This is a genomic window from Streptomyces formicae, from assembly GCF_002556545.1.
Taxonomy (GTDB): Bacteria; Actinomycetota; Actinomycetes; order Streptomycetales; family Streptomycetaceae; genus Streptomyces; species Streptomyces formicae_A.
The window spans coordinates 9137553-9162900 of the sequence record NZ_CP022685.1; the positions used below are offsets into that span (position 1 = coordinate 9137553).

General features: G+C 72.8%; 30 protein-coding genes. 17 read left to right on the forward strand and 13 right to left on the reverse strand.

The window, feature by feature from the left end; translation table 11 throughout:
- Positions 1 to 289: 289 nt before the first annotated feature.
- Together KY5_RS39380 and KY5_RS39385 are read left to right on the forward strand one after the other, a co-directional pair.
- Positions 290 to 1222 (forward strand): GbsR/MarR family transcriptional regulator, encoded by a 933-nt coding sequence (locus KY5_RS39380; RefSeq protein WP_098246682.1) that lies wholly within the window; start codon positions 290 to 292, stop codon positions 1220 to 1222.
- A 41-nt stretch (positions 1223 to 1263) separates the two neighbouring features.
- On the forward strand, positions 1264 to 1674 hold the full coding sequence (locus KY5_RS39385; protein WP_098246683.1) for a nuclear transport factor 2 family protein: 411 nt from the start codon (positions 1264 to 1266) through the stop codon (positions 1672 to 1674).
- Positions 1675 to 1694: 20 nt separating this feature from the next.
- Here the strand turns inward: KY5_RS39385 and KY5_RS39390 are convergent, their stop codons facing one another.
- Positions 1695 to 2945 carry an FAD-dependent monooxygenase gene (locus KY5_RS39390; protein ID WP_159072715.1) on the reverse strand — a complete coding sequence of 417 codons (1251 nt, stop codon included), beginning with the start codon at positions 2943 to 2945 and terminating at the stop codon, positions 1695 to 1697.
- 117 nt (positions 2946 to 3062) lie between these two features.
- On the opposite strand from KY5_RS39390, the gene KY5_RS41605 reads away from it, so the two are divergent.
- On the forward strand, positions 3063 to 3644 hold the full coding sequence (locus tag KY5_RS41605; protein ID WP_107645735.1) for a TetR-like C-terminal domain-containing protein: 582 nt from the start codon (positions 3063 to 3065) through the stop codon (positions 3642 to 3644).
- A 41-nt stretch (positions 3645 to 3685) separates the two neighbouring features.
- Here KY5_RS41605 and KY5_RS39395 read toward each other — a convergent pair whose 3' ends face one another.
- The gene (locus KY5_RS39395; RefSeq protein WP_098246685.1) at positions 3686 to 4480 is read right to left on the reverse strand and encodes an ABC transporter permease; all 795 of its coding nucleotides are present in this window, start codon (positions 4478 to 4480) and stop codon (positions 3686 to 3688) included.
- A 117-nt stretch (positions 4481 to 4597) separates the two neighbouring features.
- On the opposite strand from KY5_RS39395, the gene KY5_RS39400 reads away from it, so the two are divergent.
- From KY5_RS39400 to KY5_RS39410, 3 genes are all read left to right on the forward strand, one after another.
- The gene (locus tag KY5_RS39400; RefSeq protein ID WP_098246686.1) at positions 4598 to 5683 is read left to right on the forward strand and encodes an S-(hydroxymethyl)mycothiol dehydrogenase; all 1086 of its coding nucleotides are present in this window, start codon (positions 4598 to 4600) and stop codon (positions 5681 to 5683) included.
- Positions 5683 to 6348 (forward strand): MBL fold metallo-hydrolase, encoded by a 666-nt coding sequence (locus KY5_RS39405; RefSeq protein WP_098246687.1) that lies wholly within the window; start codon positions 5683 to 5685, stop codon positions 6346 to 6348. The genes KY5_RS39400 and KY5_RS39405 overlap by 1 nt, the downstream gene beginning before the upstream one ends.
- Positions 6349 to 6487: 139 nt before the next feature.
- Positions 6488 to 7198 (forward strand): DUF2470 domain-containing protein, encoded by a 711-nt coding sequence (locus KY5_RS39410; protein ID WP_098246688.1) that lies wholly within the window; start codon positions 6488 to 6490, stop codon positions 7196 to 7198.
- Here the strand turns inward: KY5_RS39410 and KY5_RS39415 are convergent.
- A complete protein-coding gene (locus tag KY5_RS39415; protein ID WP_098246689.1) occupies positions 7163 to 7450 on the reverse strand; it encodes a DUF1232 domain-containing protein in 288 nt (95 codons plus the stop codon). The genes KY5_RS39410 and KY5_RS39415 overlap by 36 nt on opposite strands.
- 163 nt (positions 7451 to 7613) lie before the next feature.
- On the opposite strand from KY5_RS39415, the gene KY5_RS39420 reads away from it, so the two are divergent.
- Entirely contained in the window at positions 7614 to 7850 is a 237-nt protein-coding gene (locus tag KY5_RS39420) for a DUF6479 family protein (RefSeq protein WP_098246690.1), read from the forward strand.
- On the opposite strand, the gene KY5_RS42350 is transcribed toward KY5_RS39420, so the two are convergent.
- Both KY5_RS42350 and KY5_RS39430 read right to left on the reverse strand, forming a co-directional pair.
- Entirely contained in the window at positions 7833 to 8096 is a 264-nt protein-coding gene (locus KY5_RS42350) for a hypothetical protein (protein WP_199843451.1), read from the reverse strand. The two genes, KY5_RS39420 and KY5_RS42350, sit on opposite strands and share 18 nt — an antisense overlap.
- Positions 8097 to 8114: 18 nt before the next feature.
- The gene (locus KY5_RS39430) at positions 8115 to 9341 is read right to left on the reverse strand and encodes a lactonase family protein (RefSeq protein ID WP_098246691.1); all 1227 of its coding nucleotides are present in this window, start codon (positions 9339 to 9341) and stop codon (positions 8115 to 8117) included.
- A 259-nt stretch (positions 9342 to 9600) separates the two neighbouring features.
- On the opposite strand from KY5_RS39430, the gene KY5_RS39435 reads away from it, so the two are divergent.
- Positions 9601 to 10281 carry a TNT domain-containing protein gene (locus tag KY5_RS39435; protein ID WP_098247793.1) on the forward strand — a complete coding sequence of 227 codons (681 nt, stop codon included), beginning with the start codon at positions 9601 to 9603 and terminating at the stop codon, positions 10279 to 10281.
- Positions 10282 to 10297: 16 nt separating this feature from the next.
- The gene (locus KY5_RS39440; protein WP_098246692.1) at positions 10298 to 10531 is read left to right on the forward strand and encodes a hypothetical protein; all 234 of its coding nucleotides are present in this window, start codon (positions 10298 to 10300) and stop codon (positions 10529 to 10531) included.
- 11 nt (positions 10532 to 10542) lie between these two features.
- Here KY5_RS39440 and KY5_RS39445 read toward each other — a convergent pair whose 3' ends face one another.
- Positions 10543 to 10905 (reverse strand): hypothetical protein, encoded by a 363-nt coding sequence (locus tag KY5_RS39445; protein WP_098246693.1) that lies wholly within the window; start codon positions 10903 to 10905, stop codon positions 10543 to 10545.
- A 6-nt stretch (positions 10906 to 10911) separates the two neighbouring features.
- On the opposite strand from KY5_RS39445, the gene KY5_RS39450 reads away from it, so the two are divergent.
- The 5 genes from KY5_RS39450 (at position 10912) to KY5_RS39470 (ending at position 14898) form a co-directional block, all read left to right on the forward strand.
- The gene (locus KY5_RS39450) at positions 10912 to 11763 is read left to right on the forward strand and encodes a helix-turn-helix domain-containing protein (protein ID WP_098247794.1); all 852 of its coding nucleotides are present in this window, start codon (positions 10912 to 10914) and stop codon (positions 11761 to 11763) included.
- A complete protein-coding gene (locus KY5_RS39455) occupies positions 11760 to 12620 on the forward strand; it encodes a MerR family transcriptional regulator (RefSeq protein ID WP_098246694.1) in 861 nt (286 codons plus the stop codon). Before KY5_RS39450 ends, KY5_RS39455 begins: the two co-directional genes overlap by 4 nt.
- Positions 12617 to 13837: a glycosyltransferase gene (locus KY5_RS39460; protein WP_098246695.1), complete on the forward strand. Its 1221-nt coding sequence runs from the start codon at positions 12617 to 12619 to the stop codon at positions 13835 to 13837. The genes KY5_RS39455 and KY5_RS39460 overlap by 4 nt, the downstream gene beginning before the upstream one ends.
- Positions 13838 to 13934: 97 nt before the next feature.
- On the forward strand, positions 13935 to 14180 hold the full coding sequence (locus KY5_RS39465) for a hypothetical protein (RefSeq protein WP_098246696.1): 246 nt from the start codon (positions 13935 to 13937) through the stop codon (positions 14178 to 14180).
- 145 nt (positions 14181 to 14325) lie between these two features.
- The gene (locus KY5_RS39470; protein ID WP_098246697.1) at positions 14326 to 14898 is read left to right on the forward strand and encodes a dihydrofolate reductase family protein; all 573 of its coding nucleotides are present in this window, start codon (positions 14326 to 14328) and stop codon (positions 14896 to 14898) included.
- A gap of 2 nt (positions 14899 to 14900) precedes the next feature.
- Here KY5_RS39470 and KY5_RS39475 read toward each other — a convergent pair whose 3' ends face one another.
- The 3 genes from KY5_RS39475 to KY5_RS39485 form a co-directional block, all read right to left on the reverse strand.
- Positions 14901 to 15929 carry a glutathione S-transferase family protein gene (locus KY5_RS39475; protein WP_098246698.1) on the reverse strand — a complete coding sequence of 343 codons (1029 nt, stop codon included), beginning with the start codon at positions 15927 to 15929 and terminating at the stop codon, positions 14901 to 14903.
- Positions 15926 to 16225 carry a hypothetical protein gene (locus KY5_RS42875; protein ID WP_234363088.1) on the reverse strand — a complete coding sequence of 100 codons (300 nt, stop codon included), beginning with the start codon at positions 16223 to 16225 and terminating at the stop codon, positions 15926 to 15928. The genes KY5_RS39475 and KY5_RS42875 overlap by 4 nt, the downstream gene beginning before the upstream one ends.
- 88 nt (positions 16226 to 16313) lie before the next feature.
- Positions 16314 to 17822 carry a cytochrome P450 gene (locus tag KY5_RS39485; protein WP_098246699.1) on the reverse strand — a complete coding sequence of 503 codons (1509 nt, stop codon included), beginning with the start codon at positions 17820 to 17822 and terminating at the stop codon, positions 16314 to 16316.
- 108 nt (positions 17823 to 17930) lie between these two features.
- On the opposite strand from KY5_RS39485, the gene KY5_RS39490 reads away from it, so the two are divergent.
- The gene (locus KY5_RS39490; protein ID WP_098246700.1) at positions 17931 to 18539 is read left to right on the forward strand and encodes a TetR/AcrR family transcriptional regulator; all 609 of its coding nucleotides are present in this window, start codon (positions 17931 to 17933) and stop codon (positions 18537 to 18539) included.
- Here KY5_RS39490 and KY5_RS39495 read toward each other — a convergent pair.
- Positions 18529 to 19122 carry an HAD family hydrolase gene (locus KY5_RS39495; protein WP_098246701.1) on the reverse strand — a complete coding sequence of 198 codons (594 nt, stop codon included), beginning with the start codon at positions 19120 to 19122 and terminating at the stop codon, positions 18529 to 18531. The two genes, KY5_RS39490 and KY5_RS39495, sit on opposite strands and share 11 nt — an antisense overlap.
- A gap of 9 nt (positions 19123 to 19131) precedes the next feature.
- Entirely contained in the window at positions 19132 to 19890 is a 759-nt protein-coding gene (locus KY5_RS39500; protein ID WP_098246702.1) for a DeoR/GlpR family DNA-binding transcription regulator, read from the reverse strand.
- 115 nt (positions 19891 to 20005) lie between these two features.
- Between KY5_RS39500 and KY5_RS39505 the strand changes: the two genes are divergently transcribed.
- On the forward strand, positions 20006 to 21247 hold the full coding sequence (locus KY5_RS39505; protein WP_098246703.1) for an MFS transporter: 1242 nt from the start codon (positions 20006 to 20008) through the stop codon (positions 21245 to 21247).
- Here KY5_RS39505 and KY5_RS39510 read toward each other — a convergent pair.
- On the reverse strand, positions 21225 to 21956 hold the full coding sequence (locus KY5_RS39510) for a class I SAM-dependent methyltransferase (protein ID WP_098246704.1): 732 nt from the start codon (positions 21954 to 21956) through the stop codon (positions 21225 to 21227). The two genes, KY5_RS39505 and KY5_RS39510, sit on opposite strands and share 23 nt — an antisense overlap.
- A gap of 160 nt (positions 21957 to 22116) precedes the next feature.
- Between KY5_RS39510 and KY5_RS39515 the strand changes: the two genes are divergently transcribed.
- Positions 22117 to 23451 carry an ROK family transcriptional regulator gene (locus tag KY5_RS39515; protein WP_098246705.1) on the forward strand — a complete coding sequence of 445 codons (1335 nt, stop codon included), beginning with the start codon at positions 22117 to 22119 and terminating at the stop codon, positions 23449 to 23451.
- Here the strand turns inward: KY5_RS39515 and KY5_RS39520 are convergent.
- Complete coding sequence (locus KY5_RS39520) at positions 23406 to 24710, reverse strand: hypothetical protein (RefSeq protein ID WP_098246706.1); 1305 nt, start codon at positions 24708 to 24710, stop codon at positions 23406 to 23408. The two genes, KY5_RS39515 and KY5_RS39520, sit on opposite strands and share 46 nt — an antisense overlap.
- Between the last annotated feature and the right edge of the window lie 638 nt (positions 24711 to 25348).

Below are 25348 nucleotides of genomic sequence, written 5' to 3' on the forward strand. Positions count from 1 at the left end.
AGCCCTTCGACCCTGAGCGCGGTCTCACCGCTCGTCGTCGTCACGTCGGTCGACTCCTTGTCGCAGTCCTTCACTTGGCGGTGAAAGCTACGTTGCGTTTTATGCGACAGCAATGAAAATCGGGCACGAAATCCGCTCTGTGCATGCTAATTAGAGGGTCCATTGCAATGAGATTGACGGTAAACGCAATTCCGGCTGAGGGGCTGTTGCAATGTGCTGACGGTGAACGCACACTGACCCGAGCCGGTCCGCGCGGGCCGCGGCGGAGCCGGGGGAGAGGGAGGCGCGGATGCCCGGAGGCAGGCTCACCCACGACGAGCGTCGGCGCATCGCGACGGGACTCGCCGACGGGCTCGGATACGCCGAGATCGCCCGGCACCTGGACCGGCCGACGTCGACCGTCAGTCGCGAGGTCGCCCGCAACGGCGGCTTCGGCGGCTACCGCGCGGACCACGCCCAGCACGCCACGGGACGCCGAGCCCGCCGGAGCGGAACGGCCGCCTCGCGCGCGGAACAGGCGGTCGTCGACCCGCACGGCCGTGACGCCGAGGCCGTGCGCGCGTACGCCGAGGAGTTCGCGGCGATGATGGTGCGGACCGGTCTGCCGCGCATGGCGGCCCGCGTCCTCGCCCGCCTGGTCACGACCGACTCCGGTGGTCTGACGGCGGCCGAACTGGTCGAGCGGCTGCGGGTGAGCCCCGCCTCCGTGTCCAAGGCCGTCGGCTACCTGGAGGGGCTCGAAGTGGTGCGGCGCGAGCGCGAGGCGGGGCGGCGGCGCGAGCGGTACGTCATCGACGACGACGTCTGGCTGCGCGCCTGGCTGACCAGCGCCAGGACGAACGCGATGTGGGCCGAGACCGCGCGCCGCGGCGCCGAGCTCCTCGACGCCGCCACGCCCGCGGGGGCCCGCCTCGACCACATGCGCACGTTCTTCACCGGGCTGAGCGACGACATGGCGGGCGGCACCACGGCGGAGGTCTTCGCCGACGTGCTGACCGTCCTCGCCGCGCTCGTGCAGGCGGGCGGGCCGCTCACCGTGGACCGGTTGGCCACCGCGCTCGACTGGCCGCGGGACCGGGTCGCCGACGCGCTGCGGGACGCCGAGCGGCACCCGGACATCGCGGGCCCCGTCGTCCTGGAACGTACCGCTGCGGATACGTACGCGGTCGTGGCCGCGGCGCACCGTCTCACGGCGGAGCAGCGCGCGGCACTCGGCGCGTAAGCACCACGCGGGGTGGCGCGGACCCGCATACGCTGTGGTTCGTGGAACACCCCAACGTCCTTACCGCCGTCCGCTATCACGAGGCGGTGGCGCGCGGAGCCGTCGGTGACGAGCTCGCCCGGTTCTTCCACCAGGACCTGGTGCAGGAGGAGTTCCCCAACGCCCTCTTCCCCGACGGCGTACGGCGGGATCTGACCGCCGTGCTCCAGAGCGCGGAGCGGGGGCAGGGGCTGCTCGCCGAGCAGCGGTTCGATGTGCTCAACTCGGTCGCGATGGGGGACCAGGTGGTACTCGAGGTGACCTGGGAGGGGATCCTCGCCGTGCCGATGGGGGACCTGCCCGTCGGCCATGTGCTGCGCGCCCGCATCGCCGTCTTCCTCGAATTCCGTGACGGCAGGATCCGCGCCCAGCGCAATTACGACTGTTACGACCCGCTGGACCGCGTGCGGTGAGCGCGCGGGGCGCCCGCCGGTCAGGCGCTCGGGCTCGGCAGGGGCGCTCCCGCGGGGGCGTCGGCGCGGCCGTGTTCGGAGGCGGCGAAGGCCCGCCGCACGAGCGGGCGCGCCGCCTTCGACTGGAGCGCGCGCATCGCCAGCGCGTTGACCCGGATGCCCAGCGCCGACTTCGGGGCCATGGACGCGACCCGGCCGGGCGGGAGTTGCTGGGCCGAGAGGGTCCTCGGCCGCATCGTCCGCTCGAAGGCGGTCAGCGCGGCGGGCACCCGTGAGGTGTCGCCGGGCGCGCCCTCGGCGCGCAGCGCGTCCGTCAGCTCGGCGGCGCCCCGCAGGGCGAGGGCGGTGCCGAGGCCGCTGAGCGGGCTCGCGCACCAGGCGCTGTCGCCGAGCAGGACGACCCGGCCGGTGTGCCAACGCGGCACGTGGATCTGGTCGAAGGTGTCCAGGGCGAAGTCGTCGGCCTGCCGGGCGGCGGCCAGGAACTCGGCGGCGCGCCAGCCGACGTCGGCGAACGTCCGCTCCAGCAGGGCGAGTTGAGCCTCGCGGTCGTGCCGTGGGGGCAGCGCATCGGCGGCGAAGGTCAGCCCGACCTCCTGCTGCCCGGGGTGGCCGGGACGGGCTTCCACGCTTCGACGGCCGGGTGCGTTGTGGGTCAGGAACCAGCCGTCGATCGGCGGCGTGCCGGGCCCCTCGGTGAGGGTGAACCAGGCATGCGCGAGGCCGAGCGGCTTGCGGTACTCCTCCTCGGGGCCGAACCGCAGGGCGCGCACCCGCGAGTGCGCGCCGTCGGCGCCGACCACCAGGTCGAACGTCTCCTCCGTGCCGCTGCGGAAGCGGGCAAGCACTCCTGCCCCTGCGTCCCCGGGCGTCCCGGCGTCCTCCAGTGATTCCACGGTTTCCCCGAACCGGTGCGTCACGCCGGGACCGGTCGCCTCGTGGATGATCCGGGCGAGGTCGGTGCGCAACAACTCCTCGCGGGAGACGTAGCCGCGTCCGTCGAACGCCTCCACCGGCATCTCGGCGAGACGGCGCTCCCGCGCGTCGATCCAGGCCGCGCCGCGCTGCGGGACCAGGCAGTCCAGGGCCTGCTGGAGCAGTCCGGCGCGCTCGAGGACCTCCCGGCTGTCGCCGCGCAGGTCGACCGTCTGGCCGCCGGTGCGCAGGGCCGGTGCGATCTCCGCGACGGTGACCGTCCAGCCGTCCCTCTCCATGAGCAGCGCGAGTGTGTCCCCCGCGATTCCACCGCCGACTACGAGTGCGTGTGCCACGAGATCCTCCGGTTCGGCTTCTCTCAGAGGCACCCAGCACCTCTGATGCGAATCATTCGCATTTAGAGTACGCGCGCCGGTCGCGCTAATGCAAGAGTTTCGCGATAGAGTGACGTCGTGACGCAAGCATCTGGGACAGCACGCCCCGGCGGTCGTACCGCCCGTACCCGTGAGGCCGTGCGCGCCGCCACCCGCGAGCTGCTGGCCGAATCCGCCGACGGCACCGTCGACATCGCGGAGGTGTCGGCCCGCTCGGGCGTGCACATCGCCACCATCTACCGGCGCTGGCGCACCGCCGACGGCCTGATCATCGACGCGGTGGTGGACGAGCTGGGCAGTCGCTCGCCGCTGCCCGCCACCGGCGACCTGCGGGCCGATCTGCACTCCTGGATCACCAACCTGCTCACCGACCTGACCAGGCCCGGCCATCTCGCCTTCTTCCGGGCGCTGCTCCGGGCGGGCGGCGGCGAGCAGGACGGGCGGGGCTTCGCCGAGCCTCGGATCCAGCAGATCCAGGCCACCCTGGACGCCGCCGGTGCCACCGTGCTGACCTGGTTGGACATCTTCGAGCTGGTCCTCGCGCCGGCCTATGTGCGCGCGCTGCTGACCATGCCGATGGACCCGTCGACCGAGGCCGTGCGGCTGGTCGACAACGTGCTGGCCGTCCGCACGGCGCGCGAGCGCGCGGCGGCCGAGTGAGTGCGTCCGTCAGCGTGGGCCCACAGCGGCGTCGCGCGCGGTCACGCTGACGGACGGTCCGCTTCCGCCCGGTGCAGCCGCCCCCGGGCGACCAGCTCCACGGTCAGTGCCACCGACACCGCCTGCACCGCCATCAGTGCGATCAGCACGAAGAGCTGCACCGCTCCGGCCAGTACGGGGGACGCGCCGCCCAGGAGCATGCCGACGAACGCGCCGGGGAGGGTGACGAGCCCCACCGTGCGGGTCTGGTCGAGGCCGGGCAGGAGGGCGTCGGACGCGGCGGGGCGGACCACTTCGAGGCGGGCGTCGCGGTCCAGGAGACCCAGGGCGAGACCTGCCTCGAACTCCCCGTTGCGGGTGCGGAGTTCATCGAGGGCGCGGCGGCCCGCCAGCACCGTCGCGGTGAGCGCGCCGCCGATCAGGATGCCGGTCACCGGCACCATGGCGATGCCGCGAACGGGAAGCAGCCCCGCCAGGGTCAGCCCTGTCACCACGGGGACGACGGGTCCCGCGATCGGCAGGGCCGCCCACCACCAGGTGCCGTTCGGCGTGACGCGGCGCCCCGCGGTGCGGGTGGCCACGGCGAACATCAGCAGCAGGAAGGCGTACAGGGCCGCCGTGTGGTGCACCACCCAGCCGATGACCAGCGAGACGGCGGCCAGCTGGGCCGTCGCCCGTACCCCGGCGACGAGGATCTCCCTGGCGCGGTCGCGCGAGCCGTCCGGGGCGAGCCGGAACACGGCGGCGGTCGTCGCGGCGGCGAGCAGCAGGACGAGCAGGGCCACGGCGAGCGCGGTGTCGACCGGCAGGAGGGCCTGGGCAGCTAGATCACGCACGCGCTCACCCTAGGACCCGGCGGGGGATCCGCGCGTTCGTGCACCGCTGCGGACACCTGCCGCTCGACCTGGAACGATGGGGCGGGAAAGACGTGAGAGAAAGAAGGGCTGGTTGTCATGGCGCAGCAGGTGCAGGGCGTGATCGCACGCGCGAAGGGCGAGCCGGTACGGATCGAGACGATCACGGTGCCGGACCCGGGCCCGGGAGAAGCCGTGGTGAAGGTCCAGGCGTGCGGGGTCTGTCACACCGACCTGCACTACCGGGAGGGCGGGATCAACGACGACTTCCCGTTCCTGCTCGGGCACGAGGCGGCGGGCGTCGTCGAGTCGGTGGGCGACGGCGTCACCGAGGTCGCCCCCGGCGACTATGTGATCCTCAACTGGCGCGCGGTGTGCGGCCAGTGCCGCGCCTGTCTGCGCGGCCGCCCCCAGTACTGCTTCGACACGCACAACGCGAAGCAGAAGATGACCCTCGCGGACGGCACCGAGCTGTCGCCCGCGCTCGGCATCGGCGCCTTCGCCGAGAAGACCCTGGTCGCCGCGGGACAGTGCACCAAGGTCGACCCGGCGGCCTCGCCCGCCGCCGCGGGCCTCCTCGGCTGCGGCGTGATGGCGGGCATCGGCGCCGCCATCAACACCGGCGAGGTCGGCCGGGGCGACTCGGTCGCCGTCATCGGCTGCGGCGGCGTCGGCAACGCCGCGGTCGTGGGCGCCCGTCTCGCGGGCGCCGCGAAGATCATCGCCGTGGACATCGACGACAAGAAGCTGGAGACGGCGAAGGGCCTCGGCGCCACACACACCGTCAACTCCCGCTCCGCCGATCCCGTCGAGGCCATCCGCGAGTTGACCGGCGGCAACGGCGCCGATGTCGTCATCGAGGCGGTCGGCCGCCCGGAGACGTACGAACAGGCCTTCTACGCCCGTGACCTGGCGGGCACGGTCGTCCTGGTGGGCGTCCCGACCCCCGACATGAAGATCGAGCTGCCGCTCCTCGACGTCTTCGGGCGCGGCGGCGCGCTCAAGTCGAGCTGGTACGGGGACTGCCTGCCCTCGCGCGACTTCCCGATGCTCATTGACCTCTACCAGCAGGGCCGTCTCGACCTGGACGCGTTCGTCACCGAGACGATCGCCCTGGAGGACGTGGAGAAGGCCTTCGAGCGGATGCACCACGGCGACGTCCTGCGTTCGGTGGTGATCTTCTGATGGCGGCCGGGACCACACCGAACGGGCCCGCGGGGGCCGGTGCGCGCGTCGACCACCTCGTCACGTCGGGGACGTTCTCCCTCGACGGCGGCACCTGGGAGGTCGACAACAACGTATGGATCGTCGGCGACGACAGCGAGGCGATCGTCATCGACGCCGCGCACGACGCGGACGCCATCGCCGCGGCGGTGGGGGAGCGCAGGCTCGTCGCCATCGTCTGCACGCACGCCCACGACGACCACATCGACGCGGCCCCGGCGCTCGCCGCCCGCACCGGCGCGCCGATCCTGCTGCACCCTGCCGACACCGAACTGTGGAAGCGGACCCACCCCGACCGCGCTCCCGACGGCGAGCTCGCCGACGGGCAGGAACTGACCGTCGCGGGCACCACCTTGACGGTGCTGCACACGCCGGGCCACTGCCACGGCGCGGTCAGCCTGCACGCCCCCGCGCTCGGCACCGTCTTCACCGGCGACACGCTCTTCGCGGGCGGCCCCGGCGCGACGGGCCGCTCCTTCAGCGACTTCCCGACGATCGTGGAGTCCATCAAGGACCGGCTGCTCACGCTGGAGCCCGGCACGGTGGTGCGTACGGGACACGGCGACAGCACGACGATCGGCGCGGAGGCGCCGCACCTGGAGGAGTGGATCGCCCGAGGCCACTGACCTCGCCGACGGACGCGCAACGCGTCAACTGACGTAGGTGCCACAGCCCCGCGCGGTTCACCGCGCGGGGCTTTCGCGTACTGGCAGTGCCGCGCGATCTCCGATAAGTTAGGCAAGGCTTACCTAATGGAGGTTGAGGATGGGTGTCCGTCACAGCAGCACGACCGTGCCCACAGCGGCGGCACGCGCACGTTCCATGCTGGCCACCGCATGGTCCTGCGCGGTGACCACGGAGATCGGCAAGGACGAACTGGTCGGCGCGCACAGCGTCATGGACGACGGCACGTTGCGGCTGCACCCGCCCGAGGACAGCATGCTCGCCGCCGCCCTCATCTGCGCGCCGCACGGTGAGCCTTCCACGCTCATCGAGTTCGCCGACGTCTCCCCGGTGCCGGTCAGGGACCGGATCCGCGGGCGCCTGTGGCTCTCCGGGTCGCTGACGCGGCGCGGCGAACACCTGATCTTCGAGCCCACCTGCGCGGTGCTGCACGACTCCACCGGACGCGTCGGCATCGAACTGGACGAACTCGCCCTGATGGTGCCCGACCCGCTCGCCGAGGCGGAGTCGCGCCTGCTCACCCATCTCGCGGACGCCCACGCGGACGCGGTCGAACAACTCACCCGTCTCATCAGCCCCGACAGCCTCCAGGGCGTCGTCCGCGTACGCCCGCTCGCCATCGACCGGCACGGCATCACGCTGCGCCTCGAACGCGCCCGCAGCCAGGCCGACGTGCGCCTCGCGTTCCACCAGCCCGTGGACGACGTCGGCCAGGTCACGGAGTGCATGCACGCCCTGCTGACCCGGGCCCGCCTCTCAACCGTCCGGCGCGGACGCCCTGTCGGCGGCTGACCGCAGGGACCGCAGCGCCAGCAGGAGCACCCCGATGTCGTCGAGGAAGATGGGATCGGGCAGCAGATCGGCGGGCAGTACGAGATAGGCGACCGCGCCCCAGAACACCCACTGCCGCTCGACGGGGATCCCGGCGTCGCGCAGGAGGCGACGGGTGCGGACGAGACGGACGAGCAGCGTCACGGCCATCGCGAGCGTCGCGACCACGACGACGCCCGCGATGACGAGCAGCGCGGTCATCTCGGTGCTCATGTCGGCACGCCTCCGTTCATGTCGTGTCCCGGTCCACGCCTGGGCCGAGCCGTCCTCCGAGTGCCCCTCCTCGCCCGGTCAGTCCCACGGTCCGCCTGGGCCGATCGAGTGGGATGTCGGAGGAAAGGGGAGTCAGAACGGGTCCCTGAGGTACACGCAACAGATGACGCGATACTCGATGCCCCTCGCCGCGGGAAGCGGTGCCTCGGTGCTGCTCATCATTGTCGGCCTCGCCGTCGTGGCCATGCTGCTCCTGCTCTTCTGGCGCGGCAAACAGCGTGTGCGGCGACGCCCGGAGCCGCCGCGGCCCGGCCAGCCGCGCGGCGATTCGTGGGACACGCCGGACACGCCCGACGCCCCGGACCGCGAAGGCCCGCCCGGTTCATCGGGCAGGCCGTGACCGGTAGAGCGCCCGCGCCCGTGCGACGTCGATGACCCCGTGCTGGTGGAACCGGACGGCGAGGCCGTCGAGGGTGAACGTGGGGGCTGCGTACACGGCGCTCTCGGCCTCGGCGACCGGCTGCGAGCTGGTGAAACCGCAGGGGCCGTAGACGAGCTCCTTCGCCGCGCGCAGCTCCCCGTGGAGCCGGGCGCCGCCCGGCCATGGGCCGGAGTCGGCCGGAGGGCCCGCTGGTTCCGGTGGCACTCGGCCCGTACGGCGCGTCTAGAGCGGCAGCGCGCACACCGCGATCGGTGACGGGAACGGTTCACCCGCGCTGCGGAGTTCCCCGGTGTCCCCGTCGACCTGGAACACGCTCACCGAACTCGACTTCTGGTTCGCCGCGAACAGCAGGCGCCCGGACGGGGAGAACGCGAGCTGGCGGGGAAAGTCGCCGCCGACGTCCACGGTGTCCAGGAGTCGCAGCCGGGCGCCGCCGTCCTCGACGGCGTACCGCGTGATGCTGTTGTGCCCGCGATTGGCGAGGAAGGCGAACCGGCCCTCGCGCGTCACCAGGATCTGCGCCGGATAGGAGGTGCCCCCGCCGGTGCCCGTCGGCTGGGGATCGCCCGGTGTGAGGCGTCCGGTGGCCGGGTCGTACGCGCAGACGACGACCGTGTTGTCCAACTCGTCGGCCAGGTACGCGAAGCGTCCCTCGGGGTGGAAGGTGAGGTGGCGCGGTCCCGCGCCGGGCCTCAGGCGCGCGTGCGACACCTCGCTGAGCCTGCCCGCCTTGAGGTCGAGACGGTAGGTGTAGACGGTGTCGTTGCCGAGGTCGACGGCCAGGACGTGGCGGCCGTCCGGCGCCGTGATGATCTGGTGGGCGTGCGGACCGTTCTGGCCGGGGCCCGGCTCCGGGGTGGAGTGCGTGACCAGATCGGTGCGTTCGCCGAGCGCGCCCGACGGCTCCACGGGGTGGACGCTCACGCTGCCGGAGCCGTAGTTGGCGCTGAGCAGCCAGCGGCCGCCGGGGTGCACGGAGAGGTGGCAGGGGCCCGCGCCGCCGGTCGCGCGGGTGTTGAGGACCTTGTGCGGTCCCTCCCCGTCGGCCGCGAGCGCCACGGCTGTCACGGCGCCCTTCTCCTGCTCGTCGACCGCGTACAGCGTCCGACCGGAGGGGTGCGGGACCAGATAGGAGGGATCGGGCACGCCGGTCAGCGTGCCCGTGCCGGTGATCCGCCCTGTCGCGTCGTCGTACGTCGCCAGGCCGATCCCCTTTCCGCCGCCCGCCTGCGAGGTGTACGTCCCGAGGAACAACTGCCGTGCGCGGCGCGGACGGTGCCGCGGTGAGGCAGCCGGGGCGCCGGGCTCCCGGTCCGGTACCGCTGCCGCCGTGCAGGCTGCCGCCGTGGACGTCGTGCCGGTCGCGGCCAGCGCCGCGAGCGTCCCGATGAACCGCCGGCGCCCCCAAGCGCTCCCCGCGTCCCCGGCCGCCCTTGTTCCGCTGCTCATGCCTGCACCTCGTGCGTCGGTGGTGACGGATGTGGCAGACACAGTGCCCCGTGGGCGCCCGCGCCGACAAGGTCCGCCGCGCGGCCCTGCGTACACGCGATCCCGCGAGGGCGCCGAGAATCGGCCAACGGAGGCCAGAGGCAAGGAGAGTTGACGACTCAGCGCCACCGCTCTTATACGGTGTGCGAGCGATTCATGATGATCGCACGTAGCAACACGACGCACCCGTATGAGGAGTTGACGAGTGGACCACAGCCGTGTGATCCGGATCCGGACCGTCCTGGCCGCGCTCGGCGTCGCGACCGCCATGGCGGCCGCCCCCGCCGCGAGTGCCACGGCATCCGCCGCGCCCGCGCCCCCGACGACGAGCGCGGCGGCGCACGAGCCGTGCACCGGCGCGTTATACGGAGACGCCAGGCTCGGCCCGGCCTGGCTGCCCAAGAAGTGGCAGCGCCCCGTCGGCCCGCTCCTGAAGAACTGGAAGCGGACCGGAAAGCTGTCGCCGAAGTCCTTCCTCAAGAAGTACTGGGAGGGCCCCGCGGACACCGGCACCTGGAAGTACCCGCCCAACGACGGCTTCGGCACGGTCAACGGGCACGTCGACAAGCACCCCGAGCGCCTGGACGAGGGCGAACGGCTCGACCGGTTCGGCTCGGAGTTCGGCTCGTTCCTCGCGCCCGCGGGTGACTCCTACGCGGAGCGCGCGCTGCCCCCGCAGAACCTCAACACCCGGGACGCCGCGTTCGCCTGCGACTACCGCGTCTACGAGGTCACCAAGCCCTTCGACGTCTGGCAGGGCAGCATCGCCCCCTGGTTCGAGCAGCCCGGCGGCGGACAGCAGATCAAGCTCGACCCGGTCTTCCTCGACCCGGGCACGGGCCAGCGCCTCAACGTGAAGTGGCTCATCGACCACGACTACCTCACGCCGGTCACGGCATAGCGGCACGGGGGTACTGGTGGACGTTCGAGAACTCCGCGCGGCCCTGCGTGCCGCGCACGTGCCCGATGGCTACTACTGGATCGAGGGCGTCCACGAACCCGCCCCCACACCGACCGACTTCATGTACCTGCGCAGGATCGAGGACGGGGCGTGGGAGGTGGGCGCGTACGAGCGGGGCACGTGCCACCCCGTGGCCCGCCACGACGACGAGACGGCGGCCTGCGATGACCTGTTCCGTCAGCTGGCCTGACCGTTCGGAGCTCAGCCGAGGGCGATCCCGGCGGCCCAGGCGAGATACCCGGCGTTCACGCAGAGCCGCGCCGCCACGCCCCACGGAGTGTCCAGGAGGCGCGTGGCGGACCGTGTGCGGCGGGCGGCGTCCAGGTGGGACACCTGGAAAGAGGCGATCAGCGCGGTCGCGGCCCAGCCGCCCGCCGTCCGCGTCGGCGGGACGGACAGGAGCCCCGCGACGGCCAGTTCGGCGACCCCGGTGGCGGCGACGATGATGGCGGGCGAGGGGAGCCAGGGCGGGACCAGGGTGCGGAAGTACGCGGGGAAGACGAAGTGGGCGAGAGCCGTGCAGGACAGGAAGAGCGCGAGGGCCGAGGCGGCGGAGACGGGCATGGGGTGATGATCGGGCGGCGCTCCGGGGCGCGTATTGAACAGAACGCTCGTCCTGGGGGAGCGGCCGGGATCCTCGACAGCCTCTGGCCCACGGGAGCACCGCACGAGGTCGTTTCACCTACGGACTCTCCGTCCGAGGGCGCGTTCGACGAGATCACCCTCTTCGCCGAGAGTCGGGCCTACGCGGTCTCCTCGCACCGCCACCCCGCCTGGAAGCTCGTACTCCCCGTCGGCGGCCACGCCCTCGTGGGAGCCTCGTCCGGGGCGGGCGTCCTCGTACCGCCCCAGTACACGCACACGTGCGCCGCCTCGTCGGGGTTCGTCGCCGCCTTCCTCGACCCCTGGTGCCTGCACGCCGACACCGAGGGCCCGACCTGGCTGGACGGGCCGACGGTCCGGCGCCTGCTCGACGCGGCGCGGGACCGTGCCGGACTGGACGCGGAGGCGTTGCGGGCCGAGGCGACCGCTGCCCTGGGGGCGCCCCGGGGGGTCGATCCACGCATTCCCCTTGCCGTACGGGCAGCGGCCGCGGGAGCCGCCCGCATCGACGCGGTCGCCGCCGACCTGGGGCTTTCGACGGCCAGGTTGCGCGCCCTTGTGGCGGCGCAGGCCGGTGTCCCCCTCAGCACCTTGCGTCAGTGGCGGCGACTGCGCGGGGCCGTCGGGCAGCTCGCGGCCGGGGGCGGCTCCCGGGGCATCGCCGACGCCGCGGCCGTGGCGGGCTTCGCCGACCAGGCGCATCTCACCCGAGCCGCACGGCGCTTCGTCGGGCGCACCCCCGGCTCGCTGCGCCACCGACTTGACCCTCACGTCGCGTCAGGCTCCACGCTGAACGTCGACGAAAGGCGAGGTCCATGAGTTACACCGTCGGTCAGGTCGCCGGATTCGCGGGTGTCACCGTCCGTGCCCTGCACCACTACGACCGCACCGGGCTGCTCACCCCCAGCGAGCGCAGCACCGGCGGCTACCGCCTGTACACCGACGCCGATCTGGCCCGGCTTCAGCAGCTCCTCTTCTACCGGGAACTCGGTTTCACGCTCGACGAGACCGCCGAGATCCTCGCCGACCCGGGTGCCGGTGCCCTCGACCGCCTGAGGGCGAGGCGGCGGGCGCTGCGCGAGCGGATCGGCGAGCTTGAGCGTCTGGTGGAGGTCGCCGACCGGGCCATCGAGGTCCAGCGGACCGGGGTGCGGCTCAGCCCCGGGGAGCGGTTCGCGGTCTTCGGGGAGGTCACCTTCGATCTGAGCTACGCCACCGAGGCCGAACTGAAATGGCAGGACAGCGCGGGGCACAGGGCAGCGATGAGGAGCGCCGCCGAACACTCCAAGGAGGACTGGGCGCGGCTCATGGCAGAGGCCGCCGACTGGCGGGGCGAACTGCTCGCCGCCTTCGACGCCGGTGAGGCGGCCGAGGGGGAGCGGGCCCGGGAGCTGGCCGAGGCGCACCGCCTGCACATCGCCCGCTGGTTCACCGACTGTCCGCCCGACATGCACGTGCGCATCGCCGACGACTTCGCTGCCGACCCGCGCGCCTTCGCGCTGGTCGTGCCGTCTTCACAGCAACGGCCGGGGCTCGCGGACTATCTGCGTACGGCGGTACGAGCCAATGCGCGGGCATCCGGGGACCTTCACGGTCAGCTGGAGGAAGAGGGTGACTCTCACCCTAAACCTGAGGGTGAGAGACGCGTAGAGAGAGGCGTACGGGGAAGCCGATGACCAGGATCCTGATCGCCGCCGCCGGTTCGTACGGGGACGTCGCGCCCTACACCGGCCTCGGCGCCCGGCTGCGCGAGGCCGGTCACGACGTCGCCCTCGCCACCCACGACTCCTTCGCCCCGCTCGTCACCCCCGCGGGCCTGGACTTCAGGCCGCTGCCCGGCGGGCCCGAACGCCAAGGCCCCGCGACCGGGCAGGGACGCGCGGAACTCATGCGGACCGCCCGCGCCTTCGTGCGGGAGCTGGGCGACGGCCTCGCCGACGCCGCGGCCCGGGGCGCCGACCTCCTGCTTCTCTCCGCCACCACGGCACCGCTCGGCTGGCAGTTGGCCGAGGCCATGGACGTACCGGCCGTCGGGGCGTATCTCCAGCCGGTCCACCCGACGCGGGACTTCCCGCCCGTCATCGGCGGCACGCGCTCGCTCGGCGGCTTCGCGAACCGTGCTCTCGGCCGCTTCTCCCTGCGCATGGTCGACCGCGTGTACGACGACGCCGTACGCGCCCTGCGTGCCCGCCTCGCGCTGCCCGTCGCCAAGCCGGGGGAGGTCAGGGACCGGCAGGAGCGGGCAGGGCGGCCTGTTTCTTACGGCTTCAGTGCGGCCGTGGTGCCCCGGCCCGCCGACTGGCGTCCGGGCCTCGACGTCGTCGGGAACTGGTGGCCGCACGACGACCAGGAGCGCCCCCTGCCACCCGAACTCGACGCGTTCCTGCGGGCAGGGCCGCCGCCGGTCTTCATCGGCTTCGGCAGCATGGCCGCGGGGGAGGGCGAGCGGCTGAGCGAGATCGCGGTGGCGGCTCTGCGCGCGGCCGGACTGCGCGGAGTCCTTCAGTCCGGCCGCGCGGAGCTCGCCGCGTCCGGGGACGACGTCCTCACCGTCGGCGAGGTGCCGCACGCCAAGCTCTTCCCGTGGGTCGAGGCCGTGGTGCACCACGGGGGTGCGGGCACCACGGCGGCAGCCCTGCGCGCGGGAGTTCCCGCCGTGCCGGTGCCGGTCATGGCCGATCAGCCGTTCTGGTCCGCACGGGTCGCGGCCCTGGGGGCGGCGACCGCACCCATCCCCTTCAAGGAGCTGACCGCGCCACGCCTCGCGGACGCGCTCTGCCGCGCGGTCCGCGAGCCCGGTCACGCCGACGCCGCCGCCGATCTCGCCCGCGTGATGGCCGCGGAGGACGGGGCCGGTCAGGTGCTGAAGACGGTGGAGCGGATCCTCGGCTGAGTGGCCGCACGGGTGAACTCCTCGCGCTGCTCGACGGGTAGCCCGAGCGGCCGACTGGCGAGGCGGATTCCCGGGCCACCGTGGAAGAGTTCAGGACATGACCGAAAGTGCGTACCTGTACATGGCGAACCCCCGGATCACGGTCCTCGGCGTGCAGCCCGGCAGCCCGCCGTTCCGCATCGTGGAGATCGACGGGGAGGTGGTCGGCAAGGCCAAGACCGTCACGGACGTCCTCGACGCGGCCGCCATGGCGGGCATCACGGTGCACGATCTGGACGACCCCGACGCGGTGCGGTGGGTGGGCGGCGACAAGTTCACCTGGGACCTGTCCAGCGCCGTCTAGCCCCCGGAGCCGGCGTCGTACCGATGAGTTTCCGCGTGCCCTGAGGTCATAGATGCTGGTTAATGCGCACCGGTCGAACATGTGGTCCAATCGCGCATCGACCGAATCTGATGAGATCCGGACACGAGATACCGAGGAACCTTAGATGCGCACTCTGATCAGCACCGCCTTCGTCTCGCTCGACGGTGTCGTGGAGGCCCCCGGCGGCGAGCCCGGGTACCGGAACTCCGGATGGACCTTCAAGGACATGGAGTTCCTCCCCGAGGCGTTCGAGATCAAGGGCCGTGAGCAGCAGGAAGCCACGGCGATGATGATGGGCCGCACCAGCTACGAGGCGTTCAGCCCCGTGTGGCCCGACATGGCGGACTTCGCCGACTACAAGGTCATGCCGAAGTACGTCGTCTCCACCACCCTCACCGAGGGCGACCTCGTGGCGAACTGGGGCGAGACCACGATCCTGCGCTCGCTCGACGACGTCGCCGCGCTGAAGGAGACCGAGGGCGGCCCGATCATCGTGCACGGCAGTGCTTCCCTGAACCGGGCCCTCTCGGACGCCGGTCTGATCGACCGTTACCACCTGCTCGTCTTCCCGCTGCTGCTCGGTGCGGGCAAGCGGCTCTTCAGCACCACGGACAAGGACACCCAGAAGCTGAAGCTCGTCGAGCACGAGGCGTACGCCAACGGCCTGCAGAAGAACGTCTTCGACGTGCTCCGCTGAGGTCACGGGCGTCCTGCGGCGGGCACCTCCTCGCCCTCGGGCACCGGACCCGGCGGCGTCCCCTCGCCGAACGGCCGCCCGCCGAGCTCCTCCCGGTGATGCGGCGTCAGCCAGCCGGTCGGATCGGGCCCGAGCGGCACGATCCTGGTCGGATTGACGCCCGTGTGCACCTGGTAGTAGTGCCGCTTGATGTGGTCGAAGTCGATGGTGTCGCCGAAGCCGGGGGTCTGGAAGAGGTCCCTGGCGTAGGCCCACAGGACCGGGTCCTCGGTCAGCTTCCACAGGTTGCACTTGAAGTGGCCGTGGTAGACGGCGTCGAACCGCACCAGGGTGCAGAACAGCCGGATGTCCGCCTCGGTGATCGTGTCCCCGACGAGATAGCGGCGTCCCGCCAGGCGCTCCGAGGTGAGCTCCAGGCGGTGGAACACGTCGTTGCACGCGCTCTCGTACTCGCTCTGCTCCGGTGCGAAACCCGCGCGGTACACGCCGTTGTTCACCTCGCGGTAGATGCCCTCCATCACCGTGTCGATCTCGTCGCGCAGCGGCTCGGGATACAGATCGGGCGCGCCATCGCGGTGCAGCGCCGTCCACTCGGTGGCGAGGTCGAGAGTGATCTGCTGGAAGTCGTTGGTCACCAGCTTGCCGCTCGGCACGTCCACGATCGCGGGCACGCTGACACCGCCCGGATAGCCCGTCTCACGGGCCTCGTACGCCTCGCTCAGGAAGCGGATGCCGAGGACGGGGTCGCGGCCGTCGGGATCCAGTGTGAACCGCCAGCTCCGGTCGTCCTGGATGGGGTCGGTGACCGCGAGCGAGAGGGCGCCCTCCAGGCCGAGCAGGCGCCGCGCGATCAGTGCCCGGCCGGCCCAGGGGCAGGCGCGGCTCACCACCAGGCGGTAGCGGCCCGCGTCGACCGGCCAGCCGTCCCGCCCGTCGGCGGTGACACGGTCCGCGAAGTGGCTCTTGGAGCGCTTGAACTTCTTGTGGCCGTACGAGTCGTTGCCGCTCGGCGTGCTGTCTTGCGTGGTCATGACGTGCTCCCCTCGTGCGCGCGGGGGCGGAGCGCGGTCGCGGCCTCGGTGCGGGGCGCTGCCACGGTCCGCGGGGGCGGCGCGAGATCGTAGATCCGGTCGATGAGTGCCGCCTCGTTGCCCGCGAGGCCCGCGCGGCGCAGCGCCTCGTCGGCCTCCGCGATCGGCCCCGCGAGCAGCGAGGCCGCCGCCGCGACGGAGACCGCGTCGGGGTCGGAGAGCGCGGCGCGCGCGGTGTGCAGCAGACGCAAGCAGGCCTGGGCGGCGAGCAGTTCCTCGGACGGCGTGCCGGTCATGTCGAGTGACTCCTCTGCGCTGGGTGGCACGGATGGCATCGCACCGATGCCATCTCCACTCTCGCGCACGGGTCTGACATTCGCGCCCCTACGCGGCCCCGGCGCGGCGTCCGAGCCGCAGCGTGAGGCCGTCCGGCATGAGGGTCAGGCGCTCGGCGATCCGCAGCCGGTAGCCGGGATCGGCGTGCAGGTCGTAGCGGCGCAAGAGCAGTCCGAGGACCAACGTGGCCTCGTGGAGCGCGAACTGACGGCCGATGCAGGCACGCGCGCCGGTGCCGAACGGTTTGAAGACGTGCGCGGGCCTGGCGCGCACCGCCGACGGCGCGAACCGGTCGGGGTCGAACTCCGCCGCGTTCTCGCCCCAGGCCGCCGGGTCGCGGTGCAGCATCGTCGCGAGGACCAGCGCCCAGGCGCCCCTGCGCATCGGGTGTTCGCCGCCGAGCGTCGTGTCCTGGACGGCCTCGCGCGCGAAGCCCGGCGCGGTCGGCCACAGCCGCAGCGATTCGTCGAGCACCCGGCGCAGATAGCGGAGCTTGGCCACCTGCTCGTAGGCGGGCTCCCCGTCGGCTCCCCAGACCTCGTCGACCTCGGCCCGCGCGCGGGCGAGCACATCGGGGTGGCGCGACAGGTAGTGCAGCGCGAACGACAGCGCGCCGGACGTCGTCTCGTGCCCCGCGACCAGGAAGGTGATCACCTGGCGGCGGATGTTCTCGGCGGAGAGCCGCTCCCCGGTGTCGGGGTGGGCGACCTCCAGCATCCGGTCGAGCAGATCGCCCTGGCCGCCACCGGAGCCACCGGCGGCGCGGCGGGCCGCGACCACCTCGTCGACGGTGCGGTTGAGGTAGGCCATGTCGGCCTCGTTGCGCCGGTCGGCGCCGCGCAACAGCAGCGGGCTGAGCAGCGGCGGCACCACGTTGCGGCGCTGGGCGAAGGAGAGCGTGCCGACCATGGCCGTCACGAAGGGGTGCGGCGCGGCCCGTTCGAAGGAGCCGAAGTCGTGGCCGAAGCCGGTGCGGGCGATCGTCTCCAGGGTCAGCTTCGTCATGTCGCCGGGCACGTCCACCGCGTCGCCCGCCGCCTCCCGCTCGTCCCACCGGGTGGTCAGCTGCCGTGCGACGTCCAGCATCAGCGGGTGGTAGCCCGCCATCGCGTCCCTGCTGAACCCGGGGGCGAGGACGTCGTGCGCGAGCTGCCAGTTGGGCTCGTGGTTGTACGCCGTGAAGAGCCCGTCGCCCGCCACGGGGCGGAGGTTGGCGACGCCGAGCCCCACGTGTTTGGCGAACCGCGACTCGTCCGCGAGGTCGGCGGCGAGTTCGGCCCCCCACACGAAGACGAACTCCTTGCCGAAGGCCTTCCGCCGGAAGATGGGTCCGAGCCGGTCGGCGATCCGCATCGAATCCTGCAGCGGGGTGCGGACGTTGACGCCGAGCACGTCGCCGAGCAGCGGGACGCGGCGCGGCGGGTGTGGTATCCGGTGCAGCTCGGGCCAGCCCTGCTCCGCGCTGCGGAACCCCTTCGCGAGTCCGGTCGGGCCGACAGGGCCGGCCGGTCCCGTGGTGCTCGTACTCCCCGTCGCGGGCCGCGTCGTCTGCGCCATGTGCCCATCTCCCTTGTCCGACGGACCCGTTGGGCCTGTTGTACGTGGATTCAATAGGAGCTTCCAGTCTGGTGCCGTTGTTGAATTCGCGTCAAGTAAGGTGCCTGCATGGCCGTGGAACCGCAGCAGCGCGCACGACGCAGACTGACCACGGAGGAGCGCCGTGAGCAGCTGCTTTCGGTCGGGTCGCGGCTGTTCGCGCAGAAGCCGTACGACGATGTGTGGATCGAGCGCGTCGCCGAGATCGCCGGGGTCTCGCGCGGCCTCCTGTACCACTACTTCCCGACCAAAAGGGACTTCTTCGCCGCCGTGGTGCAGCGCGAGAGCGAGCGGATGTTGCGCCTGACGGCGGCCGTCCCCGGGGTGCCGGTGCGCGAGCAGATCACCACCGGACTCGACGCGTTCCTCGGCTACGTGGAGACCCATGCGCACGGCTTCCGGGCGTTCCACCGGGCCGAGGCGGCGGGGGACCCGCAGGTGCGCGAGGTCTACCGGGAGGGCCTCGCCGCCCAGGAACGGCAGATCCTCGCGGCCCTCGCCGCCGACCCGGGCGCGGGGGAGCTCACCCAGGACCCGCCCGCGCTGCGCCTCGCCGTACGGGGCTGGCTCGCCTTCATGGTGGCCGTGTGCCTGGAGTGGCTGGAGGAGCCGGGCCTGACGCGGGAACAAGTGCGCGACCTGTGCGCGAAGGCCCTGTTCGGCGCGATCACACGCTGAGGCCGAGCGCTTCCCTCAGGTTCGCGGGAGAGGTGAAGAGGTGCCCGCGCAGACCGAGGGCCTCGGCGGCCCGGATGTTCTCCTCGCGGTCGTCGACGAACAGGACGTCGTCCGGTGCGGCGCCCAGGGCCTCCAGACACCAGAGATAGGCGCCGGGCTCGGGCTTGGCGTGGCCGATGCGGCAGGAGAAGGCGCGCACCTGGAAGCGCTTGAGCCAGGAATGCCGCTCTTCGTAGTGGGCGGCCAGCTCCTCGGGGATGTTGGACAGGAGCGCGATCGGCCTGCCCGCCGCCGCGAGTTCCTCGATCAGCGCGACCATGGTCTCCTCGACGGCGCTCCAACTGGCGATGTCGGCCTCGACGAGCTGCGCGATCCGCCGCTCGTCGAAGTCCGTGCCGAGCTCATCGGCCACCCGGCGCCAGTACGCGGGGCCTGTCACGTCCCCGCGGTCGTACGGCTGGCGCAGCCCCCAATAGGCGTCCCAGAAGGCGGTGTCGGGGGCGCCCGCGATCGCGGCGACGCGGTCCTTGCCGTCCGGTGACTGGTGGCGCGCGATGACGCCGAACATGTCGAAGAGGATCATGGGGTCAGGTCATACCTTTCGTACGGTCACGCCCGCCGTGGCCAGCGCGTCGGTCTCCTCGTCCTGCGCCGTGACGTCCGTGACGACGGCGTGCAGGGCGGTGGCGGGTGCGACGAAGGCCAGGGCGGTACGCGAGAGCTTGGCCGCCTCCGCGACGGCGATGACCCGGCGTGCCGAGCCGATCGCAGCGCGCTTCACGGCGGCGTCGTCCAGGTCGTAGGCGGTCAGGCCGTCCGAGGCGGTGAGCCCGCAGCAGCCGATGACGGCCGTGTCGAAGCGCAGGGCCGCCAGTGACGCGGTGGTCAGCGGTCCCGTGAGCGCCAGCTCGCCGGGGCGCGGCCTGCCGCCGGGCACGAGCAGCGTCACCTGCGGCGCGCCGGTCAGCGCGTGCACCGCGTGCAGGGACAGCGGCATGGCGGTCACCCTGCGGTGCGCCAGCGCGCGGGCCACTTCCAGGCAGGTCGTGCCGCTGTCGACGACGACGGACTCGCCGTCGGCGATCAGCCCGGCGACCTCGGCGGCGATGCGCCGCTTGGTCTCGATGCCGTCGTGTTCCCGCAGCGCGAAGGGCGGCTCCTCGCCGCGCAGCAACAGGCTGCGGGCGCCGCCCCGGTAGCGCTCCAGGACGCCCTGGTCGGCGAGCGTCTCCAGGTCGCGCCGGATGGTCATCTCCGAAGCGCCCGTGAGCCCGGCGAGCTCCGCGACGCCGAGACGGCCCGCCGCGCGCACGGCGTCCGTGATCTGCCGCAGTCGATCTGTACTGGCCACTCCCACATCAAACATCATGTGTGTTCGGAAATCAAACTTCCGAACATGAATGTTGTTCGTTATGTTCGTTCGGGAGAAGTGGACAGGACGGCAGGTAGTCGCGGGAGAGAGACGCATGAAGACCGTGGAGAACAGCGTGGACAGCACCTTGCGGGGCGCACGGCGGGCCACCTTCGGCTACTTCGCCCTGAACGGCTTCCTGATGGGGATGTGGATCGTCCACATCCCCGCGATCGAGGACCGCGCGGGGATCAGCCACGCCGTGCTCGGCTGGCTCCTGCTGCTGCTCGGGGCGGGCGCCTTCGTGGGGATGCAGATCGTCGGGCCGCTCACGGACCGGATCGGCGCGCGGACCGTCGTCCCGGTGAGTGCCGCGCTGTGCAGCGCCGCGCTGGTGCTGCCGGGCGTCGCCACCAACGTCGGGGCGCTCGGCGCGGCGCTCCTCGTGCTCGGCTTCGGCAACGGCTGCCTGGACGTCAGCATGAACGCGCACGCCGTCCAGGTCGAACACGGCTACCGGCGGCCTGTCATGTCCGCCTTCCACGCCACGTTCTCCATCGGCGGTGTCCTCGCGGCCCTGGTCGGGGCCCGTACGCTCAGTTGGGGCTGGAGCCCCGCGGTGACGCTCGCCGTGATCGCCGTCGCCGGTCTCGCGGCCGCCGTGCTGGCCGCCCCGGCGCTGCTCCGCGCCGAGCGCGCGGCGGGCGACGACGCGAACAGGGAGAGCGGTGCGGGCCCGGACGCCGATGCGAGAGCGACGGTGCCGGTCAAGCGCCGCACTCCCCGCCGGATCTGGTTCCTCGCCGCCCTCGCCCTGATGCTGATGCTCTGCGAAGGCGTCGCCAACGACTGGAGCGTGCTGCACGCGCGCGACGTCCTCGACGCGCCCGCCGCCACCGCTGCCCTCGCCTACGGAGCCTTCGCCACCGCCATGACGGTGGGCAGACTGCTTGCCGACCGGGTGGCCGCCCGCTTCGGCCCGGTCGCCGTCCTCCGCTACGGCGCGGGCGTGGCCGCGGTCGGTCTCACCGTGACCGCGCTCTCCCCGTGGGTCCCGATGGCCCTGATCGGCTGGACCGTCTTCGGCGCGGGACTCTCCGGCTGCATACCGCAGCTCTTCAGCGCCGCGGGCCACGCCGACCGGGACGCGGCGGGCGTCAACGTCTCGCGCGTCGCGGGACTCGGCTACCTCGGCATGCTGGCGGGCCCCGCCGTGATCGGACCGCTGACCCACTTCGTCCCGCTCAACCTGACGTTCTTCCTGCCGGTGGCGTTCTGCGTGGTCGCCGCCTGCACGGCGGGTGTCCTGCGCCCGAGTCCGGCGCCGAGCGACGTCACGTCCGCCGTGCGACCGTGACGATCTCGCGGCTGTCGGCGGTGACGGGGCCGCGCTCCCAGTCCCCGTACTGGGCCTCGACGGTGAACCCCGCATCGGTGAGGAAGTCCCCGAGCCCCGCGACGTCGAGGAAGCGCAGGCTCGTGCGGTCGACCCGCAGCACGCCGCCGTCGGGACGGCCGACGGACTCGGTGAACGTCACCACGTCCCCGGCCACCTCTTCCACCTCGTGCCACACCCGCACGGCACGCCCCGCCGCGTCCACGAGGTCCCGCGCGTGCGCCGGGTTCCACTCCTGCCATGCCCTGGCCCCCGGATACCGGGTCTCGAAGGCGAAGCGTCCGCCGCCGCGCAGCGCGGCGTGCACGGCGCTGAGCGACGCGCGCAGTTCGTCGTCGCCGACCAGGCACTGGAACGCGTGGCTGACCATCGTCGCCAGGTCGAACTCCCGGTCCCAGGAGGCGTCCGATGCCGTGCCGTGCATCCACTCGATGTCCGCGCGCCGACGTGCGCGTTCGAGCATGGCGGCGGACGGGTCGAGACCGACGAGCCGTCCCGCATGCCCACGCGCGCGTGCCTGGTGCAGCATGGCTCCGGTGCCGCAGCCCACGTCGAGGACGGCGTCGGCCCGCAGGACGAGGTCGTTGTAGAAGGCGTCGGAGCGGTGGCGTGTGCCGTCCCACGGGTTGAGCAGGTCGTAGAGGGCGGCGGCGTCGGCGTCGGTGTACATCGGGGCAGTATGGGCGAACGGTCGGTTCGGACCCACCTGATTCTTGGGGGCGCCACTGGCACCGTCTCGATCGCGGCCGCGGCTGGGCTTCCGCGCATGCCGGATCCGTGCCTCTCGTGATGTCAGCGCGCGGGTATGTTGCCGACCGGAGAGGAGTCACATGGCTGAGCGGGGCAGTCGGACGGTGCGCGACCTGCGCGTGGGCAATCGCGCCACGGTGCTGCGGCGGCTGTACTTCGGCGGGCCGATGAGCCGTCAGGCGCTCGGCCCCGCGACCGGACTGAGTTCGGGATCCGTGAGCAACGTCGTCGCCGAACTCGCCGCGGACGGCCTCCTGGAGGAGGCGGGAGTCGTCGAGTCCGACGGCGGCCGCCCGCGTACGCTCCTGCGCGTCGCCCCGTCGAGCGGCCGCCTCATCGGCGTCGACGTGGGGGAGACACGGGTGCGTGTGGCGGCGCTCGACCTCGCGCTCACCGAACTGGCCTGCACGGAAAGCCCGTTGACGGACTCGGGCCACGACGTCGAACTGATCGTGCGTCACATCAGGGACGGCGTCACGGAGGTGGGTGGGGGCTCACGGGGCGGCGGGGCGCCGGGCAGTGGTGCGGCGGGTGGCGGTGACCTGATCGGCGTGGGCGTGGGTGTGCCGGGGATCGTCGACCGGGACGCGTCGGGCGCCACGGTGGTGCACGGCCAGACCATCGGCTGGGACGCCGTCCCGCTGGAGATGATGCTGCGCGAGGCCGTCGAACTCCCCCCGGGCACGGCCTACTTCGTCGACAACGGCGCGCGGGCGCTCGGCCAGGCGGAGATGTGGTGCGGCGGCGGGCGCGGTGCGCGGGACGCGGCGATCGTCCTGGTCGGCTCGGGCGTGGGCGCGTGCGTCGTCACCGACGGCGTCCTCCACGGCGGTGCACGCGGCGGCCCCGCCGAGTGGGGCCACCTCACCGTGAGCGTCCGGGGCCGCAGGTGCCGCTGCGGGGCCCGCGGGTGCCTGGAGGCGTACGCGGGAGCCGAGGCGCTGCTGGAGCGGTGGCAGGAGGCCGGTGGCCAACTGCCCCCGGGCGCCGACGAGGAGACCGGCGTGAGCGCCCTGCTCGCCGCCGCGTATCCCCAGGACGGAGGCAGGCCCGACCCCGTCGCGCTGGCCGTGCTCGACGAGACCGCGGAGTACCTGGGCGCGGGCATCTCCGACCTCGTCAACCTCTTCGGCCCCGAACGCGTCCTGGTCGGCGGCTGGGCGGGCCTCCAACTCGGCCCCCGTCTCCTGCCCGCCGTACGGGAGTACGCCGACGCGTACGCCCTGCGCCACCCCGCCGCCCGCGTCACCATAGACCTCGGCAAACTCGGCCCGGACGCGGTCACGGTGGGCGCGGCGACGCTGCCCCTCGCGGACTTCTTCGACCGCGGCGGCCGCCGCGCGACACCGCCCCGCACTGGGTGCGAAGGTCAGATGGATGGTGGTGGTCCCGCCTCGATGTCCGCGATCAGTTGATGGATGAGAGCGGCTCCGGGCGGGCCGGTCATCATGGCGGCGGCAGGACCGGCACCGGCTGCCCCCGTCGTGCCGTCCGCCTTGCCCGGCGCGGTGGTCCTGGCGGCGCCCGCCACCCCGATCGCCCCGGCGAGCGCCTTGTGCGCACGGCGCCAGGCACGACTGCGGCGCCCGCGCCGATGGTCGACGAGGGCCTGCGCGTACTGCGTCATGGACCGCGTCCATACGTCGTGCCGGGGCTGCGGGCCCGCCGACGCGCGACGGATGCTGCGCCGGGCGTCGGCGGGGCTGACTTTCGCTTGGGCCACGGCGAGGAGCGCCCAGCTCACGGCGGCGGGCGGGCCGTGCTCCGCGTGCACGGGAATGGTGTCGGCGGCCTCCCACAAGTGGGCGATGGCCCGCTCCGTCCTGCCCTCCTCCAGGGCGACCGCGCCGAGGACGTGCGAGACCCGCCCGATCGTGGCGTCGTCCCCCGCGAGCATGCCCACGCGCCATGCCTGGCCGAGGAGTTCGGCGGCGTCCGGCGCGTCGACGCACACGGCGAGCCAGCCCGCCAGCCACAGCGCCTGACCGCACAGCCGGGTGTCGGCCCGGCCCACCGGCAGCAGCCGCCGCAGGTGCTCGCGCCCCTCGGCAGCCCGGCCGCAGACGGCCCACCAGAACCACAGGTCCACGGCCACGGCGAGCGCAGCGGTCGCTTCGTCGGCGCGGTGGGGCTGTCTGGCGAGCGCGGCGTGCAGGTTGTCCTCCTCCTCGCGGACGAGCGTCGTGGCCTGTTCGTGCAGGCCCGTGCTCCACAAGTGGTGGGCGCTCGATGCGATGTTCGCGTACCAGTACAGATGACGGCTGACGGCGGCGGCCGTCTCGCCCGCGGACTGGAGCCGTTCGGCGCCGAAGCCTCGGGCCGCCTCCGTCATGCGGTAGCGCGGAGGCAGCACGCCGCCCGGATCGCGGACCGGCGTCAGGACGGAGGCGAGCACGAGGCGGGCCAGACAGACCGGCACCTCCTCGGCGCCGAGACCGCCGCCCGAGCACACGAACACCGCGGCGTCCTCGTCGAAGTCCCCTGCGAAGACGCTGAGCCGCGCCCAAGTGGTGCGCTCGGTGGGCTCGCAGAGCGCGTATCCCGCGCCCACGGCGGCACGCAGCGACCGGTGCCTGCGCAGCGGCGCGTCCGGCACGCCGAGCCAGCCCTGCCCGGCGTCCAGCATCCGCACGAGCTGCACCATCGAGTACTCGGCGACCTGCGCGGCCGCCAACTCGATGGCCAGGGGGACGCCTTCGAGGCGGCGGCAGATGTGGAGGGCGATACGGAGCTCGTCGGCGGAGGGTTCGGCGGGTTCCGGGCGATCGCCCGGGGCGGGCTCGCCACTCCGGGGCCCGGACAGGCGGAGCTCTGCGGCTGCTCCGCGTACGAGGGGCCCCGCGTCCGCGTGAGGGGCAGGCGCGGCGTCGCCGTGTGGGGCAGGCGCTGCGTCCGGTCGTACGGGAGGTTCTGGTTCTGTGGGCGCGGTGAGATGCGTGTCCGCGTGAGTGTGTGGCGCAGGCGTCGAGTCCGGTCGTACGACGGGCTCCGCGTCCGCGGGTACGGAGGGGGCCGCGTCATCGCGATCCGCGTCGCCGAACCGCGGTGCGGAGGGGCGGGGCGCTTCCCGTCGTGCACCGCCGTCCACCGGTGGACCCGCGGCACCCGCCGGAGGCGGCCGCTCGCCGCCGCGCTTCGGCGATTCGGTGCCGTGTCGCACCGGCGTGTCCGAAGGACCGGGCGTCGGTGGTCGCCCAGCCCCGTGTCCCCGTGGCTCCGACGCGCCCGAGGGCCCGCCCGTCGACGGACCCCCGGCTTCACCTCTCCGCGCCCCCGACGCTTCGCGCTCCGCCCCAGGAACCTCCCGCCCCC

Coding starts and splice junctions, on each gene's coding strand:
- KY5_RS39380 (WP_098246682.1), top strand. CDS start 290: ATGCCCGGAGGCAGGCTCACCCACGACGAGCGTCGGCGCATCGCGACG.
- KY5_RS39400 (WP_098246686.1), top strand. CDS start 4,598: ATGGCGCAGCAGGTGCAGGGCGTGATCGCACGCGCGAAGGGCGAGCCG.
- KY5_RS39405 (WP_098246687.1), top strand. CDS start 5,683: ATGGCGGCCGGGACCACACCGAACGGGCCCGCGGGGGCCGGTGCGCGC.
- KY5_RS39410 (WP_098246688.1), top strand. CDS start 6,488: ATGGGTGTCCGTCACAGCAGCACGACCGTGCCCACAGCGGCGGCACGC.
- KY5_RS39415 (WP_098246689.1), bottom strand. CDS start 7,450: ATGAGCACCGAGATGACCGCGCTGCTCGTCATCGCGGGCGTCGTCGTG.
- KY5_RS39420 (WP_098246690.1), top strand. CDS start 7,614: ATGACGCGATACTCGATGCCCCTCGCCGCGGGAAGCGGTGCCTCGGTG.
- KY5_RS39430 (WP_098246691.1), bottom strand. CDS start 9,341: ATGAGCAGCGGAACAAGGGCGGCCGGGGACGCGGGGAGCGCTTGGGGG.
- KY5_RS39445 (WP_098246693.1), bottom strand. CDS start 10,905: ATGCCCGTCTCCGCCGCCTCGGCCCTCGCGCTCTTCCTGTCCTGCACG.
- KY5_RS39450 (WP_098247794.1), top strand. CDS start 10,912: ATGATCGGGCGGCGCTCCGGGGCGCGTATTGAACAGAACGCTCGTCCT.
- KY5_RS39455 (WP_098246694.1), top strand. CDS start 11,760: ATGAGTTACACCGTCGGTCAGGTCGCCGGATTCGCGGGTGTCACCGTC.
- KY5_RS39460 (WP_098246695.1), top strand. CDS start 12,617: ATGACCAGGATCCTGATCGCCGCCGCCGGTTCGTACGGGGACGTCGCG.
- KY5_RS39465 (WP_098246696.1), top strand. CDS start 13,935: ATGACCGAAAGTGCGTACCTGTACATGGCGAACCCCCGGATCACGGTC.
- KY5_RS39470 (WP_098246697.1), top strand. CDS start 14,326: ATGCGCACTCTGATCAGCACCGCCTTCGTCTCGCTCGACGGTGTCGTG.
- KY5_RS39475 (WP_098246698.1), bottom strand. CDS start 15,929: ATGACCACGCAAGACAGCACGCCGAGCGGCAACGACTCGTACGGCCAC.
- KY5_RS42875 (WP_234363088.1), bottom strand. CDS start 16,225: ATGACCGGCACGCCGTCCGAGGAACTGCTCGCCGCCCAGGCCTGCTTG.
- KY5_RS39485 (WP_098246699.1), bottom strand. CDS start 17,822: ATGGCGCAGACGACGCGGCCCGCGACGGGGAGTACGAGCACCACGGGA.
- KY5_RS39490 (WP_098246700.1), top strand. CDS start 17,931: ATGGCCGTGGAACCGCAGCAGCGCGCACGACGCAGACTGACCACGGAG.
- KY5_RS39495 (WP_098246701.1), bottom strand. CDS start 19,122: ATGATCCTCTTCGACATGTTCGGCGTCATCGCGCGCCACCAGTCACCG.
- KY5_RS39505 (WP_098246703.1), top strand. CDS start 20,006: ATGAAGACCGTGGAGAACAGCGTGGACAGCACCTTGCGGGGCGCACGG.
- KY5_RS39510 (WP_098246704.1), bottom strand. CDS start 21,956: ATGTACACCGACGCCGACGCCGCCGCCCTCTACGACCTGCTCAACCCG.
- KY5_RS39515 (WP_098246705.1), top strand. CDS start 22,117: ATGGCTGAGCGGGGCAGTCGGACGGTGCGCGACCTGCGCGTGGGCAAT.